12 protein-coding genes are annotated in these 17,571 nt (G+C 45.5%); 8 read left to right on the plus strand and 4 right to left on the minus strand.

The window, feature by feature from the left end; all coding sequences use genetic code 11:
- The first annotated feature begins 9 nt into the window (after positions 1-9).
- From DWW86_RS08515 to DWW86_RS08550, 8 genes are all read left to right on the plus strand, one after another.
- The gene (locus DWW86_RS08515; RefSeq protein WP_117942829.1) at positions 10-1,185 is read left to right on the plus strand and encodes a class I SAM-dependent methyltransferase; all 1,176 of its coding nucleotides are present in this window, start codon (positions 10-12) and stop codon (positions 1,183-1,185) included.
- 4 nt (positions 1,186-1,189) lie between these two features.
- Positions 1,190-3,643 carry a hypothetical protein gene (locus DWW86_RS08520; RefSeq protein ID WP_117942830.1) on the plus strand — a complete coding sequence of 818 codons (2,454 nt, stop codon included), beginning with the start codon at positions 1,190-1,192 and terminating at the stop codon, positions 3,641-3,643.
- A gap of 20 nt (positions 3,644-3,663) precedes the next feature.
- Positions 3,664-5,154 (plus strand): UDP-glucose--hexose-1-phosphate uridylyltransferase, encoded by a 1,491-nt coding sequence (gene galT / locus DWW86_RS08525; RefSeq protein ID WP_117942831.1) that lies wholly within the window; start codon positions 3,664-3,666, stop codon positions 5,152-5,154.
- Positions 5,155-5,332: 178 nt separating this feature from the next.
- Positions 5,333-5,803 (plus strand): RNA polymerase sigma factor, encoded by a 471-nt coding sequence (locus tag DWW86_RS08530; protein WP_072522806.1) that lies wholly within the window; start codon positions 5,333-5,335, stop codon positions 5,801-5,803.
- Between the two features lie 15 nt (positions 5,804-5,818).
- Positions 5,819-8,158, plus strand: a complete 2,340-nt coding sequence (locus DWW86_RS08535) for a beta-propeller domain-containing protein (protein WP_117942832.1) — start codon at positions 5,819-5,821, stop codon at positions 8,156-8,158.
- A gap of 101 nt (positions 8,159-8,259) precedes the next feature.
- Entirely contained in the window at positions 8,260-9,651 is a 1,392-nt protein-coding gene (gene asnS, locus DWW86_RS08540; RefSeq protein WP_015540792.1) for an asparagine--tRNA ligase, read from the plus strand.
- Positions 9,652-9,664: 13 nt separating this feature from the next.
- Positions 9,665-10,744, plus strand: coding sequence for a metallophosphoesterase family protein (locus tag DWW86_RS08545; protein WP_117942833.1), 1,080 nt, complete (start codon positions 9,665-9,667; stop codon positions 10,742-10,744).
- On the plus strand, positions 10,741-12,225 hold the full coding sequence (locus DWW86_RS08550) for a hypothetical protein (RefSeq protein ID WP_117942834.1): 1,485 nt from the start codon (positions 10,741-10,743) through the stop codon (positions 12,223-12,225). Before DWW86_RS08545 ends, DWW86_RS08550 begins: the two co-directional genes overlap by 4 nt.
- A gap of 93 nt (positions 12,226-12,318) precedes the next feature.
- Here DWW86_RS08550 and DWW86_RS08555 read toward each other — a convergent pair whose 3' ends face one another.
- The 4 genes from DWW86_RS08555 to murC all read right to left on the minus strand — a co-directional run bounded on the left by DWW86_RS08555 (position 12,319) and on the right by murC (position 17,302).
- On the minus strand, positions 12,319-13,503 hold the full coding sequence (locus tag DWW86_RS08555; protein ID WP_072522810.1) for a ribose-phosphate pyrophosphokinase: 1,185 nt from the start codon (positions 13,501-13,503) through the stop codon (positions 12,319-12,321).
- Between the two features lie 3 nt (positions 13,504-13,506).
- Positions 13,507-14,496 (minus strand): ATP-binding protein, encoded by a 990-nt coding sequence (locus tag DWW86_RS08560; RefSeq protein WP_072522811.1) that lies wholly within the window; start codon positions 14,494-14,496, stop codon positions 13,507-13,509.
- Positions 14,497-14,508: 12 nt separating this feature from the next.
- The gene (locus DWW86_RS08565; RefSeq protein WP_117942835.1) at positions 14,509-15,573 is read right to left on the minus strand and encodes a DnaD domain protein; all 1,065 of its coding nucleotides are present in this window, start codon (positions 15,571-15,573) and stop codon (positions 14,509-14,511) included.
- 349 nt (positions 15,574-15,922) lie between these two features.
- Positions 15,923-17,302 carry a UDP-N-acetylmuramate--L-alanine ligase gene (gene murC, locus DWW86_RS08570; protein ID WP_072522813.1) on the minus strand — a complete coding sequence of 460 codons (1,380 nt, stop codon included), beginning with the start codon at positions 17,300-17,302 and terminating at the stop codon, positions 15,923-15,925.
- Positions 17,303-17,571: the final 269 nt, after the last annotated feature.

The following is a 17,571-nucleotide window of genomic DNA, read 5'->3' on the forward strand; positions in this document are numbered from 1 at the left end:
TTATTTTATATGATGACATTACAGGAATTTTTGGAAAAACAATTTGATGAAGATCTGATGCTTGCAGTATTAAGCGGTCAGAGAAGCAAGGAAAAAGATGTTCCGTCCCGTGTGCGGATACGCCCGATCGAACTGAAAGGCAGTGTCTGTTATCAGGCTTCTTCCACCGTGGGAACGAAGGTGCTCCACTCGAATTATACAAGAGAAGAAATCATTTCCTATGTGGAGGCAAACCTTGGCGAAGGCTGTTTTTCGCAGTTTCAGATACAGGGAAGATGCGTGGATGGGACGGTTCTGGTCAGCAAAAAAGGCAGGCAGACAATCAAAGTCAAAAAGCATCCGGCGCGGGAAACAGTCAGGATCCAGGCGCATAACCGGGTGAAACAATATATTCTAAAAGAAGGGACGGCAGTTCCGTTTCTTGTGGACCTTGGCGTGATGAACCGTGAGGGCAAAATCCACAATACTTCTTATGACAAATTTAAGCAGATCAACCGTTTTCTGGAATTTATCGAGGATATTCTTCCGGCGTTGTCCAGAGAACGGGAGATCACGATTCTGGATTTCGGATGTGGCAAATCTTATCTGACCTTTGCCATGTATTATTATCTGAAAGAACTCAAAGGATACGATGTCAATATCATCGGCCTTGATCTGAAAGAAGATGTTATTAAGAAATGTAACGGCCTTGCTCAGAAATATGGCTATGACAAGCTGCATTTCCTGCATGGTGATATTGCAGATTATGAGGGTCTACAGAAGGTCGATATGGTTGTGACACTCCATGCCTGTGACAAGGCGACAGATTATGCGCTTGCAAAAGCTGTCGAGTGGGATGCGCAGGTGATCTTATCTGTGCCGTGCTGCCAGCATGAGCTGAACAGTCAGATCCACAATGAACTTCTGGAGCCGGTGCTGAAATATGGCATCCTGAAAGAACGTATTTCGGCGCTTCTGACAGATGGTATCCGTGCAGAACTTCTTGAAGCGAAAGGTTACAGCACACAGATCCTTGAATTTATTGATATGGAACATACCCCGAAGAATCTTCTGATCCGTGCGGTCAAAAATGAAAAAGCTCATTTCCCGGAGGGACTTCCTGCGATGAACGATGCGCTGAACAGCCATCTGACACTGGAAAAACTGCTTTATCCGGACGGGCTGCACCTTAAGAAGGGAGTCTGAAACCATGCTAAAAGTACTGAAAAGGTTTTTGATCCTTCTGGTAATCTTCATACTGGGAGTGACCGGTACGGTGTTTCTTATGAATAACGAAACGACGGATGACCGTTCAGATATGAATAATCCGACGCTTCCGGAAGTGATGGTGGATTTTAATGGAACGCTTGCAAACCGCATGTATGGTTACCGACAGCCGATGGAAGCAGATTTTGTCCGTGACAGCGTGACACCACTTGATACAACTAAGAAGCTGACAATCGCAATCAATCCTTATGACGAAAAAGTAAAGAGCCTTTCTTATGAGGTGCGTACTTCCGATGGAACAAAGATCGTCGAAAACCGTAAGATCAAAGATCTGAATTCTTCAGGATCGGACGGTTATCTCCGTGCACAGATTGAGATCAATTCCGGGCTTCTGATGAATCAGGAGTATTCCATGCAACTGACGGTCGATACAAATGATGGAGAAGCCTATTATTATACGAGAGTCGTTTCAAGATCCTCTACAAATACGCAGGCTTATGTGAAATTTGCATCTGATTTTGCGCAGATGTGTATGGACAAAACTTCGGCAGATAATCTTGCCGCATATCTGGAATCTGCAGATTCAGCGACGACAAATTTTGCATCCGTTTCCATTAAATCACCACTTTCTGTGATAAGCTGGGGCAATTTAAATCCGCAGATCACAAAGAAAGGGATACCGGTCATCAAAGAGATCAATGAGACGACTGCAAGTATTTCACTGGAATATGAAATCTGTGCCGCAAATGAAAACGGTGGTGCAGAATATTATAATGTAACAGATTTTTACCGCCTGCGTTATTCGGAAGACCGTATTCGTCTGCTTGATTTTGAGCGGTCCGCAGGACAGGTATTTGACCCGAAACAGTCAGTGATCACGGATGACGGATTGCTGCTCGGAGTCCGTAACAAAAACGTGACCTATCTTACAAATACAGAGGGAAGTGTGACGGCTTTTGTGCAGGAAGGGGCACTCTGGACTTATACACAGAACAACGGCAAGTTTGCACAGGTGTTTGATTTCCGTAAGGCGGCAAAAGGAGATTTCCGTGATTCACATACGGAACATGACATTAAGCTTCTGAGCGTGGAAGACGACGGCGATGTCAATTTTATGGTCTATGGTTACATGAACCGCGGAAACCACGAAGGCTACTGCGGAGCCGGAATCTATCATTATAATCATGACCAGAATGTAGTTGAGGAGAAAGTATTTATCCCGACGACAGAGTCGTTTGAGTTTTTGAAATCCGATCTCGGTACATTGAGTTATGTAAACAAGAAAAACCAGCTGTTCCTGCTCCTTTCCGGAAGTCTTTACCAGATCAATATTGATGACAGCGAATATAAAGTTCTGGCAGAAAACATCGACAGTAATCAGTTTGCCGTATCTGAGACGAATGCACATGCGGCATGGAGAATCACGGACGGTGATCAGGCGGGACAGATCGAATACATTGATTTTGACTCACTTAAGACAAGAAATAATACACCGGATGCTTCGCAGCAGTTTCGGGTACTCGGTTTTATGAATGAAGACCTGATTTATGGAAATGTGCTTGACGGGGACAGCCTTACTGATGAAAACGGACATACGGTCGACGGAATTACATCAATAAAGATAGAAGATTTTGACGGAAATATCAAAAAAGAGTATCATCAGGATGGATATTATATTACAGACGTGACGGTCGGAAGTTCTATGATGGAATTTAACCTGTCAGAAAAGAATGGAAATGCGTACACCGTAAAGAATAAAGACAATATCATGAACAATAAGAAAACTTCGGCAGATCTGGTTTCTGTGGAGCAGACGAGTACGACACGTCAGGGTGTTATCGTCAAGCTGGTATTCATTGACAAACCGGAGGCAGATGAACCGCTGATTCTTACCGCCAAAATAAAAAACGGCAGCGAGAATATTGTTCAGGTCGAAGTAGACAAGAGCCAGCTTGGAAACGTTTATTATGTATATGCCCGCGGTGGATTGGACAGTGTGTGGACTGATCCGGCACAAGCAGTACTGCAGGCAGACAGCCGGACAGGTGTGGTTTTGAACAGGGCACAGCAATATGTCTGGGAACGTGGAAATATGAAAACACAGCTTACGTTGAATACGGAGGATGTTCCTGAAATCATCCGAAGTGGTTCATGGGATAAAGACAAGCTGCAGGAAGGTTTGGGAGATTCCGGAACTGTGATCGATCTTACCGGATGCAGTCTGGAAAATGTCCTTTATGAGATCAGCGCACAGCGTGCAGTTATAGCAAAAACCGGTGCAGATACCAGTGTCGTGATCGTCGGATATGACGCATACAATACATGGCTTCTGGATCCTGCGACAGGCGAAGTCAGCCCGTATGGAATGAACGACAGTACCGCTCTTTTCCAGCAGGCGGGCAATGTGTTTATTTCTTATCTTGATAACCAAAAATAATTTTACAGGGGGACAGGCTTATGTTAAGCAAAGGCATCGCAAAACTTGTACAGTATGGAGTTGAGTCAGGACTGGTTCCGGAGTGTGAGAAAAATTACACAACGAACCTTCTTCTGGATGTATTTCACGAAGATGAATACACCGAGCCGGAAGAGAAATTTTCCGGTGTGGATCTGGAAGAAACTCTGAATGAACTTCTGGATGAAGCAGTAAAGAGGGGACTGATCGAAGACAGTGTGGTCTACCGTGATCTTTTTGACACCAGACTGATGAACTGCCTGATGCCCCGTCCGGCACAGGTTCAGAAAGAGTTCTGGGACAGATATCAGGATGATCCGCAGAAAGCAACGGATTATTTTTACAAACTGAGCCAGGACAGCAACTATATTCGTCGTTATCGTGTAAAAAAAGACCAGAAATGGAAAGTGGACAGCCCGTATGGAGAAATTGATATCACTATCAACCTTTCCAAACCGGAAAAAGATCCGAAAGCGATCGCAGCAGCAAAAAATGCCAAAGCAAGCAGTTATCCGAAATGTCTGCTCTGCCCGGAAAATGAGGGATATGCAGGACGTGTAAACCACCCGGCAAGACAGAATCACAGAATCATTCCGATCACGATCAATGATACACCATGGGGATTCCAGTATTCTCCGTATGTATATTACAATGAGCACTGTATCGTGTTTAACAGCAAACATACCCCGATGAAGATCGAGAGAAATGCATTTATCAAGCTGTTTGATTTTGTCAAACTGTTTCCACATTATTTCCTGGGTTCCAATGCGGATCTTCCGATCGTTGGCGGCTCCATTCTGAGCCATGACCATTTCCAGGGCGGTCATTATACATTTGCAATGGCAAAAGCTCCGATTGAGAAACATGTGACGATCCCGGGTTATGAGGATGTAGAGGCTGGCATCGTTAAGTGGCCGCTGTCAGTGCTTCGTATCCGTCATAAAGACTCTGACCGTCTGGTCGATCTTGCGACACATGTACTGGAAGTTTGGAGAGGATATACCGATGAAGCAGCATTTATTTTTGCTGAGACAGACGGTGAACCGCACAACACGATCACTCCGATCGCACGTAAAGTCGGTGACATGTATGAACTGGATCTGACACTTCGAAACAACATCACAACCGAAGAAAATCCGCTTGGTGTATATCATCCGCATGCGCAGTATCATCACATCAAAAAAGAAAATATCGGTCTCATCGAGGTCATGGGACTTGCCGTACTTCCGGCACGTCTGAAAGAAGAACTGGAACTTCTTGAAGAATACATTCTGGAAGGCAAAGACATCGCTTCCAACGAAAAGATCGAGAAACATGCGGCATGGGCAGCAGAAGTGCTCCCGAAATACAAGGACATCAACAAAGACAACATCCATGAAATCCTCCAGAAAGAGGTCGGCAATGTGTTTGTACATGTACTCGAAGATGCCGGTGTATACAAATGCACACCAGAAGGAAGAAAAGCATTTATGAGATTCATCGAGACATTATAATTACATAGTGTAAAAGCATCAGAAAGTGGAACCCGGAAGAAATTTCGGGTTCTTTTTGTATATATTCAGAAAAATTTTTACAGCCATGCAACAAAACCATGCTAAAATGACACTAATATACAGATGCATCAAACAGAACACAGAACCGGCGGGGGCCGGGCAGAAACAGAGGTGAAACATGGACGATTTAAAAAAGCCTGAAGTATTTGCCGCATATTATGAAAAGGTGTATAGGGAGCTGTACTATTTTGCACTCCACACCCTGAAGAATCCGCAGGATGCGGAGGATGCCGTGAGTGAGGCAGTGGCAGATGCGTTTGCAACAGTGGAGAAACTGCGTGATAATGAGAAATTCCGGGTATGGATTTTTCAGATACTGTCCAACAAATGCAAGCGCAAACTAAAAGAATATACCCAAAAGACGGTTGAACTGCCGGATGACCTGCCGACAGGCGATGCGACGGAAGAATCGTTGCAGGTACGGGAGGCACTGGATCGTCTGGACGAAACAGAGCGGCGGATCATCTGCCTCAATGTCATTGGCGGATTCAAGAGCCATGAGATCGGAGAAATGATGCAGATGAACCACAATACGGTCCGTTCGCGGATCAGCCGCGGGCTGAATAAGATGAAAGAATTTCTTGCATAGAAAGGAGGCAGCAATATGGATGACAGAGAATTGATGGATAAGATCAGGAAATCAATGGAAGATACTCCGGTGCCGGATTCCCTGAAACCGGAGAATGTACAGAAAATGCTCGAAGAGCAGAGCAAAAATCAACAGCCAAATGAAGCAGCCCGGACGGAGAAAGAAGATCAGCCAAAAGGCACCGCCACACACAGATTCTGGAATGCCCGAACTTCCCGATATATCGGTGCAGCAGCGGCAGTCGTTGTAATTGCAGCCCTGGGAATCACTCCGGGGATGTTAAAGACGCGTACCGGGGCAAAGTCAGGAGACACAACATATACAGCAGGTAATGATGCACAGACCGCCTCGGAGTCTGCTAATGAAACGGCACTGGAACAGGCAGATATTCAAAGTGCCGAAGAATCCGACACAACAGAATTTGACACAGTTTCACCGGAAGCAGCCGAACCTGTCAAAGTTGCACAGGCGACAGATCCGGTCTCAGGCATTGCCCATATGGACAGCTATGATGATCTGTACAACATGCTTAAAGAATGGAATGAAAACCCGACTACCAGTAACTATGCCCGTGTAATGACAATTGAAGAATCGGCCGACACTGGAAGCGCAAATACAGCGGCAGCATCAGATATGGCGTCAGCGGATGCAGCTTCCCCGGACAGCGTAATTGCTGCGTATCCTGAGGGCGAAATCGATTCTGCTTTCAGTTATGATGAAAAATCAGATTCGGGTGATTATTCATCAACCAATACGCAGGAAGAAATGGTCGACGAAGCAGATATTGTAAAGACAGACGGAACCTACATTTATGCGATGGACAGCAAGGGCACAGTCAGGATCGTAGACGCGGCGTCCATGAAGCTGATTGGAACGATTAACGGCGAAAACAGCGCTGATTACAAAGAAATGTATGTGGAAGGAAACTGCCTGCAGTTAATCCGCCAGCAGATAGAATACGTCACTTACAAAGGAGAACTGAATCTTCCGTCAGCGAGTGATGAGGACTCCGACAGCGACAGTACGCAGTCAGTACGCTCAAGCTACAGCATGCCGGTGACGACCGTTTCTGTTTTGACATACGATATATCGGACAGAACTGCTCCGAAACTGACAGGAACTTATCAGCAGGACGGTTCCTATCTCTCATCCAGACAAAGCAACGGTTATTTGTATCTTTTTACTTCCTACATGCCGGATACGGGAAACAATGCAGATCAGCTTGAGTATTATGTCCCAAGAAGCGGACAGGAATATATCGCATACGATCATATCTACCTGCCGGAGCAGGAGGGTTCGGATGATTTTGCCTACAATGGAAAGGCATATCTGGTTTCCGGCGCAGTTGCAGTTGGGACACCGGATCAGGCTTCTGATATTATGGCAGTTGTCAGCGGTGCAGAAACCTTCTACGTGAGCGAAAACAATATTTATTCCGCAGTATCGACCTGGAACGAAAAAGAGACCCGTACAGAACTTGTACGCATCGGTTATGCAGACGGCAAATTCACGGACGGAAGCACCGGCTCCGTCGCAGGAGAACTCAATGACAATTTTTCATTAGACGAATATGCAGATCATCTCCGTGTAGTAACGACCGTGGAATCCTGGAGCTCCGATTACAGTGATTTTTCACGGAGCAACAGCCTGTATGTGCTGGATCCTTCAATGAAAACAGTTGGTAAGATCGAGAATCTTGCAGAAGGAGAAGAAATCAAATCTGCCCGATTTATGGGGGAGACCGGGTATTTTGTCACATACAAAAACACAGACCCGCTTTTCTCCGTCGATCTTTCAGACCCGGAAAATCCGAAGGTGCTCGGTGAGCTGAAAATTACCGGATTTTCCTCTTACCTGCACTTTTATGGCGAAAACAGGCTGCTCGGAATTGGATGGGAGACAGATCCGGATACCGGAAATACGATTGGAATGAAATGCTCAATGTTTGACATCAGTGATCCGTCCGATGTAAAAGAAACCGACCGTTTTGTACTGAAGGATGTTTCTTTCTGCGATGCACTTACAAATTACCGTTCGATTCTGGCTGCGCCGAAGAAAGGCCTGTTTGGTTTTGCCTACGGTATGTATGGAAGCAATTCGGATATCTATGATTCAAGTGAAAACTTCTATTACAGTGTATTCTCCTTTGATGAAGAAGACGGTTTTGTTCCAAACGCTTATGTGAAGATGAACGACTGTGGCCTTTTTGACGATGGAATGGAATGGCAGGACTACCGTACTGCACGCGGTATTTATATCAAAGATACTTTTTACCTTGTGACCGAGAAAGGAATTGCTTCCTATAATATGGCGGATGATTATTCTGCTGCCGGAATCCTTAAGTGGAACGAATAAAAACAGCAGTTCTCCCTGATTTACTCCTTGCAGGAATCCGTTGAATAGTCTATACTAGAAGTCAATTGGATGAGAAATGAATAAACAGAGAGGTATAGATTATGAAGCTCACAACGGTAAAAGAAATTTATAAAAACAGAGAAGAATACCTGAACAAAGAGGTATCCGTAGGAGGATGGGTACGAAGTGTACGTGGATCCAAAGCATTTGGATTTATCGTACTTCATGACGGTACTTTTTTTGAGACTCTGCAGGTCGTATATCATGACAACATGCCAAACTTTGCAGAGATCAGCAAATTAAATGTTGGTGCTGCGATCATTGTCAAAGGTACACTGGTTCCGACACCGGAAGCAAAACAGCCATTTGAAATTCAGGCAGAAGAAGTACAGGTAGAGGGTGCATCTGCTCCGGACTATCCGCTTCAGAAAAAACGCCATACACTGGAATACTTAAGAACCATGACACATTTAAGACCGAGAACCAACACTTTCCAGGCAGTGTTCCGTGTACGTTCTCTTTGTGCATATGCGATCCACAAATTCTTTCAGGAGAAGGGATTTGTATATGTACACACTCCACTGATCACAGGAAGTGACTGTGAGGGTGCAGGAGAGATGTTCCAGGTTACTACACTTGACATGAAAAATCCTCCGATGAATGAGGATGGTACTGTAGATTACAGCCAGGATTTCTTTGGCAAAGAGACCAACCTTACTGTAAGCGGTCAGCTCAACGGTGAGACTTATGCACAGGCATTCCGTAATATCTACACATTCGGACCGACTTTCCGTGCTGAGAACTCCAACACGACACGTCATGCAGCAGAGTTCTGGATGATCGAGCCGGAATGTGCATTTGCAGATCTGGATGACAACATGGACCTTGCAGAAGAGATGCTGAAATACGTGATCCGTTATGTCCTTGAGAATGCTCCGGAGGAAATGAACTTCTTTAATTCCTTCATCGACAAGGGACTTCTGGATCGTCTGAACCATGTAGTAAATTCTGAATTCGGTCATGTAACTTACACAGAAGCAATTGAACTTCTGGAGAAAAACAACGACAAATTCGATTACAAAGTATTCTGGGGCTGTGACCTTCAGACAGAGCATGAGCGTTATCTGACAGAGCAGATCTTTAAGAAACCGGTATTTGTTACCGATTATCCGAAGGAAATCAAGGCATTCTATATGAAACAGAACGAAGACGGCAAGACCGTTGCCGCTATGGACTGCCTTGTTCCTGGAATCGGCGAGATTATCGGCGGAAGCCAGAGAGAGGATGATTATGACAAGCTGAAAGCCCGTATGGATGAGATGGGGCTGAAGGCTGAGGAGTATCAGTTCTACATGGATCTGCGTAAATACGGTTCTACCCGTCATTCCGGATTCGGACTTGGATTCGAGCGCTGCGTAATGTACCTGACAGGTATGGGCAACATCCGTGACGTCATTCCATTCCCGAGAACAGTAAACAACTGCGATTTATAAGGAGTAGTTTTGCATGATAAGATTTATTCATCTTTCTGATGTGCATTTGGGCGCAGTTCCTGACCGGGGCTGCCCCTGGAGCCACGAGAGAGAAGAAGAAATCTGGGAAACATTCCGCCGGGTTATTGCGGGTATCCGCAAGAATCCGGTGGATTTGTTGTTTATAGCCGGAGATCTTTTTCACCGGCAGCCACTGCTTGGCCAGCTTCGACAGGTCAATGAATGGTTTGCCGCGATTCCGGAAACCAGAATCTTTCTTATGGCAGGAGACCATGATTACATAAAAGAGGACTCTTTTTACAGGACATTCCGCTGGGCAACGAATGTCACGTTTTTTGACACGGAAGAACAGCACTGCGTGGAGATTCCGGAAAAAAATATATTTGTCTACGGCCTGAGCTTCGAACACAAAGAAGTGCGGTCTCCTCTGTATGATGAGTGGAAGCCGGTTAACAAACCGGGATTCCATGTGCTTCTTGCACATGGCGGAGATTTAAGCTGCTGTCCGATGGATTTTACCGGACTTGCAGGGGCCGGGTTTGATTATGTCGCGCTTGGGCATTCTCATAAGCCGCATACAGTCTGCCGTGACAAGATTGCCTATTCCGGCTCGCTGGAGCCACTGGATCGTAATGATCTTGGCAAACACGGCTATATTCAGGGAGAATATGAGGACGGCAATGTGAAAGTACGTCTTGTGCCGTGTGCGAACCGTTCCTATCAGAATCTCGTTCTGAATGTAGACAGAAATACGACGCAGTATAAGCTTGAAGAAATGTTGCGAAGTGAAGTGATGCGCCGTGGCGGCAGAAACATATACCGCCTTATTCTGAAAGGCCGGGTTTCTCCGGACAATGTACTGCTGACCGAACGGTTGCATGGACTGGGCAATATTGTTGAGATTATGGACGAATCCAGACCGGCATACAATATAGAGGAACTTTACCGACAGTATCGAGGAACGTTGATCGGTGATTATATAAACAAATTTCTGAACAAAGATCTGACCGTTGTAGAAAAGAAGGCACTGTATTACGGATTGCAGGCCCTCTTAAGTACACAGGTTCTGACAGATGACAGGAAACGATTATGAAAATCAGACAGATAGAAATCAAGGATTTCGGATCAATAAAAAACAAAACACTGAAATTTACATCCGGTCTGAATGCACTGTACGATGAAAAAGAACAGATGCGGGAGGAAGTACGCACATTTATAGAAAAAATGCTTTTTGGCAATGCGGAATTTCCATATGCCGGTGTTCTCTGGTTTGAAAGCGGCGGAAGAAATTACCGTCTGACACGTGATCTGCACCGGGAGACTCCGTACAGCGAGCTTCTCTGTGAAACAAGCGGAGAGCTGATGGATGCGGACCGAATCAGCGATTCAAAGGTAGCTCAGGGAATCAGTGAATCCGTTTTTGAGAATGCAATCTGTATTGCACCCCTTAAAGGCAACACCGGATCAGAGATCGTACGTGAGGTGCAGCGACAGATTGCGGGATTCCAGTGGAGCGCGGACAGGACAGTGGACCTTCGCCGTACTTCTCAGAGACTTAAGATGACCCGTAAAGGATATCAGGTGCAGGTAGAGCGCCGCAAAAAGGCAGATAAGCTTGAAAAAGGCAAAGTAAGCACGGCGATTCGCCGCCTGCGCGAAGAAATCAGCGATCTGGAGGATCAGAAGCAACAGATTGGAGAGCAGCAGAGTGCGCTTAAGACAAGTGGAGACAGCAATGGCTTCCAGATGCTGGATGGACGTATCAGTGAACTGGAAAAAAAGAACCGCACGCAGATCATTATAATGTGCGCTACCGTTATTGCCGTTTTTTCAGCAGCAATTTATATGGGAATGAACATGCAGACAGTGGTTCCGGCAGTCCTGGTGGGAATTGCGGGAGCGCTTGTCTTTATGGCAGAGACTAATTTTGAGATGCGTACCGTGCGTGAGCTGGAAAAACGTAAACGTATGAAGAGCAGATGGCTGGCGAAGCAGAATAAGCTTCAGGACGGCAGGAATGAACTGGATGATGAGCTTCACGAAAAGAATACGGCACTTGCCAATCTGACAGAGGAACTTCAGGAGATGGAAGAATATGCATATCTTCCTCTGATAGATGAGATAAAGATCGATTCTATTAATTATGCAATGGATACGATCGAGAAATTATCGGCCAGAATTTACGAGAAGACAGGAAACCGTCTGGTTGAGACCATGTCAGAGATCCTCCGCGGAATCACAGGCGGAGAGTGCAGAGAGCTTTTGATTGATGAAGACTTCCATATCCGCGTAGATACGGGAAATGATCTTGTAGCGATAGAGAATCTCCGGCTGATCACAGTAGGACAGATATATCTTTCTCTTCGCCTTGCTATGGGTGAGATCCTGTGCGGTGCAGAGAAGCTTCCTGTACTGTTGGAAGAAATGTTTGGAGCATATGACCTTGAAAATGCTGCTCAGACTGTTACATGGCTTACCGGAGATCAGAGACAGGTGATCGTAAGCACCGGTAAGAAAAAAGAACTGGAAATATTGAAGAATACAGGCATTGCCTGCAATACAGTAACGATATGACAATAAAGAAAACCCCTGTGGAAGAGATTCTGCAGGGGTTTTCTGTCGTCAAATATCCGGCTGCATAAACTGCTGACCGGGATATCTGAAAAATTATTTCTCGTACTGAGCCATATAGTTGCTGACACAACGTTTGATTCTGTCTGCAGGGTTCAGAAGGTGGCTGACAGACATATCATGATTCAGTGTATCAATGATCAGTGCGATGTATTTGCTCATATCGCATGTGATGTAATACGGTTTGGAGAGAAGCTCCGGTGTCTGATAAACAAGGTTTGTAGTAAGAAGTTTATCAAAGATACCGTTCTGGTAAGCTTCGTCAAATTTTTCCATTCCTTCGGTGAAGAGACCGAAAGTGGTACAGATAAAGATCTTGCCGGCGCCGCGTTTCTTAAGAAGAGATGCGATCTCAAGGATGCTCTTACCGGAAGAAATCATATCATCGATCAGGATGACATCTTTGCCTTCAAGCTTTGGTCCGAGGAACTCGTAAGCTGCGATCGGATGACGGCCTTTGACCATTTTGCTGTAGTCAAGACGGCGGTAGTACATACCCATGTCCACACCAAGGACGTTGGCAAGATAGATGGCTCTGCGCATGCTTCCCTCGTCCGGGCTGATGATCATGAAATGGTCATTGTCAATATGAAGACCTTCCACATTGTGGAGAAGGGCTTTTATAAACTGATATGACGGCTGGATCGTCTCGAATCCGTGAAGAGGAGTTGCGTTCTGTACACGGGCATCGTGTGCATCAAATGTAATGATATTCTCTACACCCATGCCGGTGAGCTCCTGAAGTGCGGAAGCACAGTCGAGAGATTCGCGGCCGACACGTTTGCTCTGGCGGCTTTCATAGAGATACGGCATGATGACATTGATTCTGCGGGCTTTGCCGCCGATTGCAGCAATGGCACGCTTCAGATCCTGGAAGTGATCATCCGGGGACATCAGGTTTGTGAAACCGCTGATTCTGTAGGAAAGACTGTGGTTGCATACATCCACCATAAGGTAAATATCGTCACCACGGACGGATTCACCGATCTCACCTTTACCTTCACCGGAACCAAAACGTGGTGTTTTGACATCAACGATGTAAGAATCACGTCTGTATCCCTCAAATGCAAAAGAATCTAATTCAGGGCTGATGCGTTCTTTTCTCCATTGTACAAGCCACTCGTCAACTTTCTCGCCAAGTGGGCGGCAACTCTGGAGGGGAATCAGTCCAAGTCTGCCTACCGGAAGTGTTGTCAGTTCTTTGCTGTTAAGCTGTGCCATCGTTTATTTTCCTCCTAAAAATATTTTCTGGATTCGGATATCTTTGCCAATAAGTTTCAACATCTGATAATTGCTTGCTATCCGGGAAAAAGTTCTCTCGGAATAGGTGGCTGAAAAGTCTTCCAGTTTCAGGTTCGTCGAAATGATCGTGGATTTGCGGCGTGCGATACGCTCGTTAATACACAGGAACAGCTGCGACGAAACAAAACTGTTGGTCAGTTCAGTCCCGAGATCATCTATAATAAGAAGATCGCAGTTAAAAATAAAATCATCGCCCATATCTGTCTCGGGTTTCTTCGAGAAAGCTGTCTGCGCCAGACGGTCAAACAGGTCAAATGCAGAAAAGTAAAGAACACAATGTGCGCTTTCAAGAAGAGCATTGGCTATGCAGTGTGAGAGGAAGGTCTTTCCGACTCCGGTGCTGCCGTACAGAAACAGGTTTTGTGAGCGTGTATCAAAATCCCGGACAAAGTTTACTGCGGCATCGTAAGCACGTTTGGCGGTCTCGCGGGCAGTCAGTCCGGTAGCTTCATTTTTTATTGTATCAGAATACCAGTCAAAAGAAAAGTGTTCAAAGTTCTCTTTTTTGAGAATCTCGGTGAGATTGGACTGTGTATAGAGCAATTCGATCTCAGCTTTCTTAAAACAGGTGCATTTCTGACCACCAGTATATCCCGTGTCCTGACAGATCGGACAGAAGTAATGCGGTTCAAGATAATCTTCGGAAAAACCGTTTTTCTTAAGAAGGGAACGGCGTTCAGCAGAGAGCGCAGCCACATCTTTCTTAAGGTCGTCGACAGATCCAGGCTCACCCTGAAGCAGAGAACGGGCTTTCTGCGCGCTTAAAGCTGCTACTTCACTGTCAATCTCCAGAAGCCTCGGCACACGTGCAAAAGCCTCGGCACGGCGTTCTTCAAGGTCATGCTGTACCTGAGACTGGCGGCGGTTATACTCTCTCATGATAATATCGTACTGAAAATTCTGCAGTGCCACGGTTTTCTCCTTTTACTGGTTCAGCAGGTGCTTTTCGTATTCGTCGAAATTATATTCACGCTGCTGGAAATTGTTGAATCGGTTGTTGGATGCCGGTGCCGGACGGGAGTCTCGGGCAGCCTTTTTTTCCTGACATTTTTTCCTGTGTGCGCTGTCCAGAGAACGGATGTCGTCCATCGTGCGGACCTCTTTCTGCTTCCAGCCTTCAAGAATCTTGTCGGTGTACTGGAAACTTGCCTGTCCGGTCTGGAGGACGGTTCGGTTACATGCCTCCTGAATGATCTCCATGGAAAAACCATAGGTCTTGAGCCAGGTGTCCATCAGTGTGATTTCTGTCTCGACCGGATTACGGTTGGTGATGCCCAGTGCCTTCAGAATGGAAAAATAATCCTTATTATATCGGGAACCGGACTGTTTTGCCTCTTCAACGGATGTGATGCCTTCCTGTGCCCAGGCAAGAGCAACCTTTTCGATGTAGCGGATGCTCTTGTGATTGTGTCCGACGCAGTACTCGATCAGATAGTCGATCAGGTCTACGGACATACCAAGGCCGTCATAGAAAAACAAAAGCTTCTGAACCTCTGTAGGAGAGAGGGTCTTACCGAGATACTGTTCGGCAACGTAAAGAAGCTGGATGATGTCCTCGTTTTGTTTGAGTTCACTTACACGCTCCGGAGTAAGCGCTTCCGGGCGGGCAGAAGACGGATTTGCAGATGCTTTTGTCGGAACCGGTTCGGCAGTGCCGCTGATCTCTGCCGCAGCGCTGTCAGAAGGCGTAGCGGAAGGGGCGAGCAGGGCAATCCCGCATAATTTATTATTGTCTGTAAAATCGAGAGTCAGAAGCTCCTGCTTTGCCCAGTATTTCAGCGCGCGGAGAATGTCGCGTTCTGTACAGAGAAGCCGGTCAGCCATCTGCTCCAGACTGAAAGAAACCGGAGCACTGGAAAGGGCACGTAAAAGATAGATATAAACTTTTACAAATTCTCCATTGGCCTCCGGCATATAATTGTCGATAAATGTATTAGATAATATTGTTACCTCCGGATGGGAGGTGTTATGTAATGTGATCATTGACATGATAGATCGCTCGCTTTCTAAACGAAAATATCTGCGTGAACAGACATTACGGGTACCGCGTAAACAGCGGTATATCTGGAACACTAGGATTATAGCACAAGATTTTTCAAATGAGAATAGGGTATTTTTCTACAGGAGATTTCCACAAAGAAATGTGGATAATGTGGATAATGTGGAAATCGAATTTTGTCGTAAATTATTTGTAACCTCATAAAATGACGAAGTTTGTTGTATTTCCGCGAAAATTGCGATAAATCGACAGGATATTATGTAAAGTAAAATGGCAGAAAAAATCCACATGTCATACACGGTAAAAAATGTGTATAAACATGTGGATAATGTGGATAACTTATTTGCCAAGGAGCTGTTCGCCAATGTTTACAACGTCTCCGGCCCCCATAGTTATCAACAGGTCGCCCTGTGTACAATTTTCGAGTAAAAAGTTTTCAATTTCATCGAAAGTCGGGAAATATTCGCACGGAGTGCCGAGTTCCCTGATATGTTTCTGAAGATCTGCAGAGGAAATTCCGAGGTTATCGGTTTCGCGCGCTGCATAAATATCTGCAAGGACTACGTGATCCGCAAGTGTCAGAGCCTTTGCAAATTCCGGAAGCAGAGCTTTTGTACGTGTATAAGTGTGAGGCTGGAAGACACACCAGATCTTTTTGTGTGGATAATTATGTGCTGCATGAAGTGTAGCCTCGATCTCTGTCGGATGGTGTGCGTAGTCATCAATGATGGTGACTTCACCGACTTTGCCCTTGTACTGGAAACGACGGTCTGTACCACCGAAATCTTTCAGTCCGGCGAAGATCACTTCATTATCAAGACCAAGAAGTCTGCCTGCTGCGATGGAAGCGAGGGCATTGGATACGTTGTGGATGCCCGGTACTTTCAGGGAACAGGTACCGATGTCTTCGCCATTATGAAGAACATGGAAAGTCGGATGTCCGAATTCGTCATAAGTGATGTCAGAAGCGGTATACTCAGCATCGTGTTCAAGACCGTAGGTGATCACTTTACATGGAAGGTTTTCGGCAACCATTTCGTATTTCGGTGTATCTGCATTGATGATGAGCGCACCGTCAGCAGGAAGAAGCTCTGCAAATTTACGGAAAGAATGACGGATGTCATCAATATCCTTAAAGAAATCCAGATGGTCGGCATCCATATTTAAAATGATTCCGAGTGTCGGGAAAAAGCTGAGGAAGCTGTTGGTGTATTCACATGCTTCTGTCAGGAAGGTCTCGGACTGTCCGACACGGATATTGCCGCCAATTGCAGGAAGGATACCGCCGACACTGATCGTCGGGTCGCATTCGCCCTTCAGAAGAATGTGTGACAGCATAGAAGTGGTTGTGGTCTTTCCATGTGTACCAGCAACTGCGATAGAAGTATCGTAGTTACGCATGATCTGTCCGAGAAGCTGGGCTCTTGTCAGCATCGGGAGACCTTTTTCCTTCGCGCAGGCGAATTCCGGGTTGTCCGGATGGATGGCAGCTGTATAAACAACAACCTGAACAGAATCGGAAATATTGGAAGCGCGCTGACCATAGTAGATCTTTGCACCTTTGCTTTCCAGAAGACTGGTCAGGGGGCTTTTCTTGGAGTCAGAACCGGAAATTGTGAAACCCTCTTCCAGAAGTATTTCAGCAAGTCCGCTCATACTGATACCGCCAATACCGATAAAATGGATAGAGAGCGGTTTATGGAAGTCTATCTGATACATAATATAATCTCCTTATCTTTAATATTTCTATTATAACGCGGTCGGCTAAAAATGAAAAGTGTTACTTTTGGGGGTATTACTGTGCATTTGTTCTGAAACAGAATGATGAAAATTGTCGAAAATGCACATAAAAACAAACATATTGAAACGGTATGAAACAAAAACGTGTGCAATAGATATAAAAAAAATGAAATACTCACAAATTATTTGTAAAAAATGTTCACTAATATTTGGAAGTATGGTATAATGGGACATCATAATATACAAGA

Source organism: Ruminococcus sp. AF17-22AC (assembly GCF_003460065.1).
GTDB lineage: Bacteria > Bacillota > Clostridia > Lachnospirales > Lachnospiraceae > Blautia_A.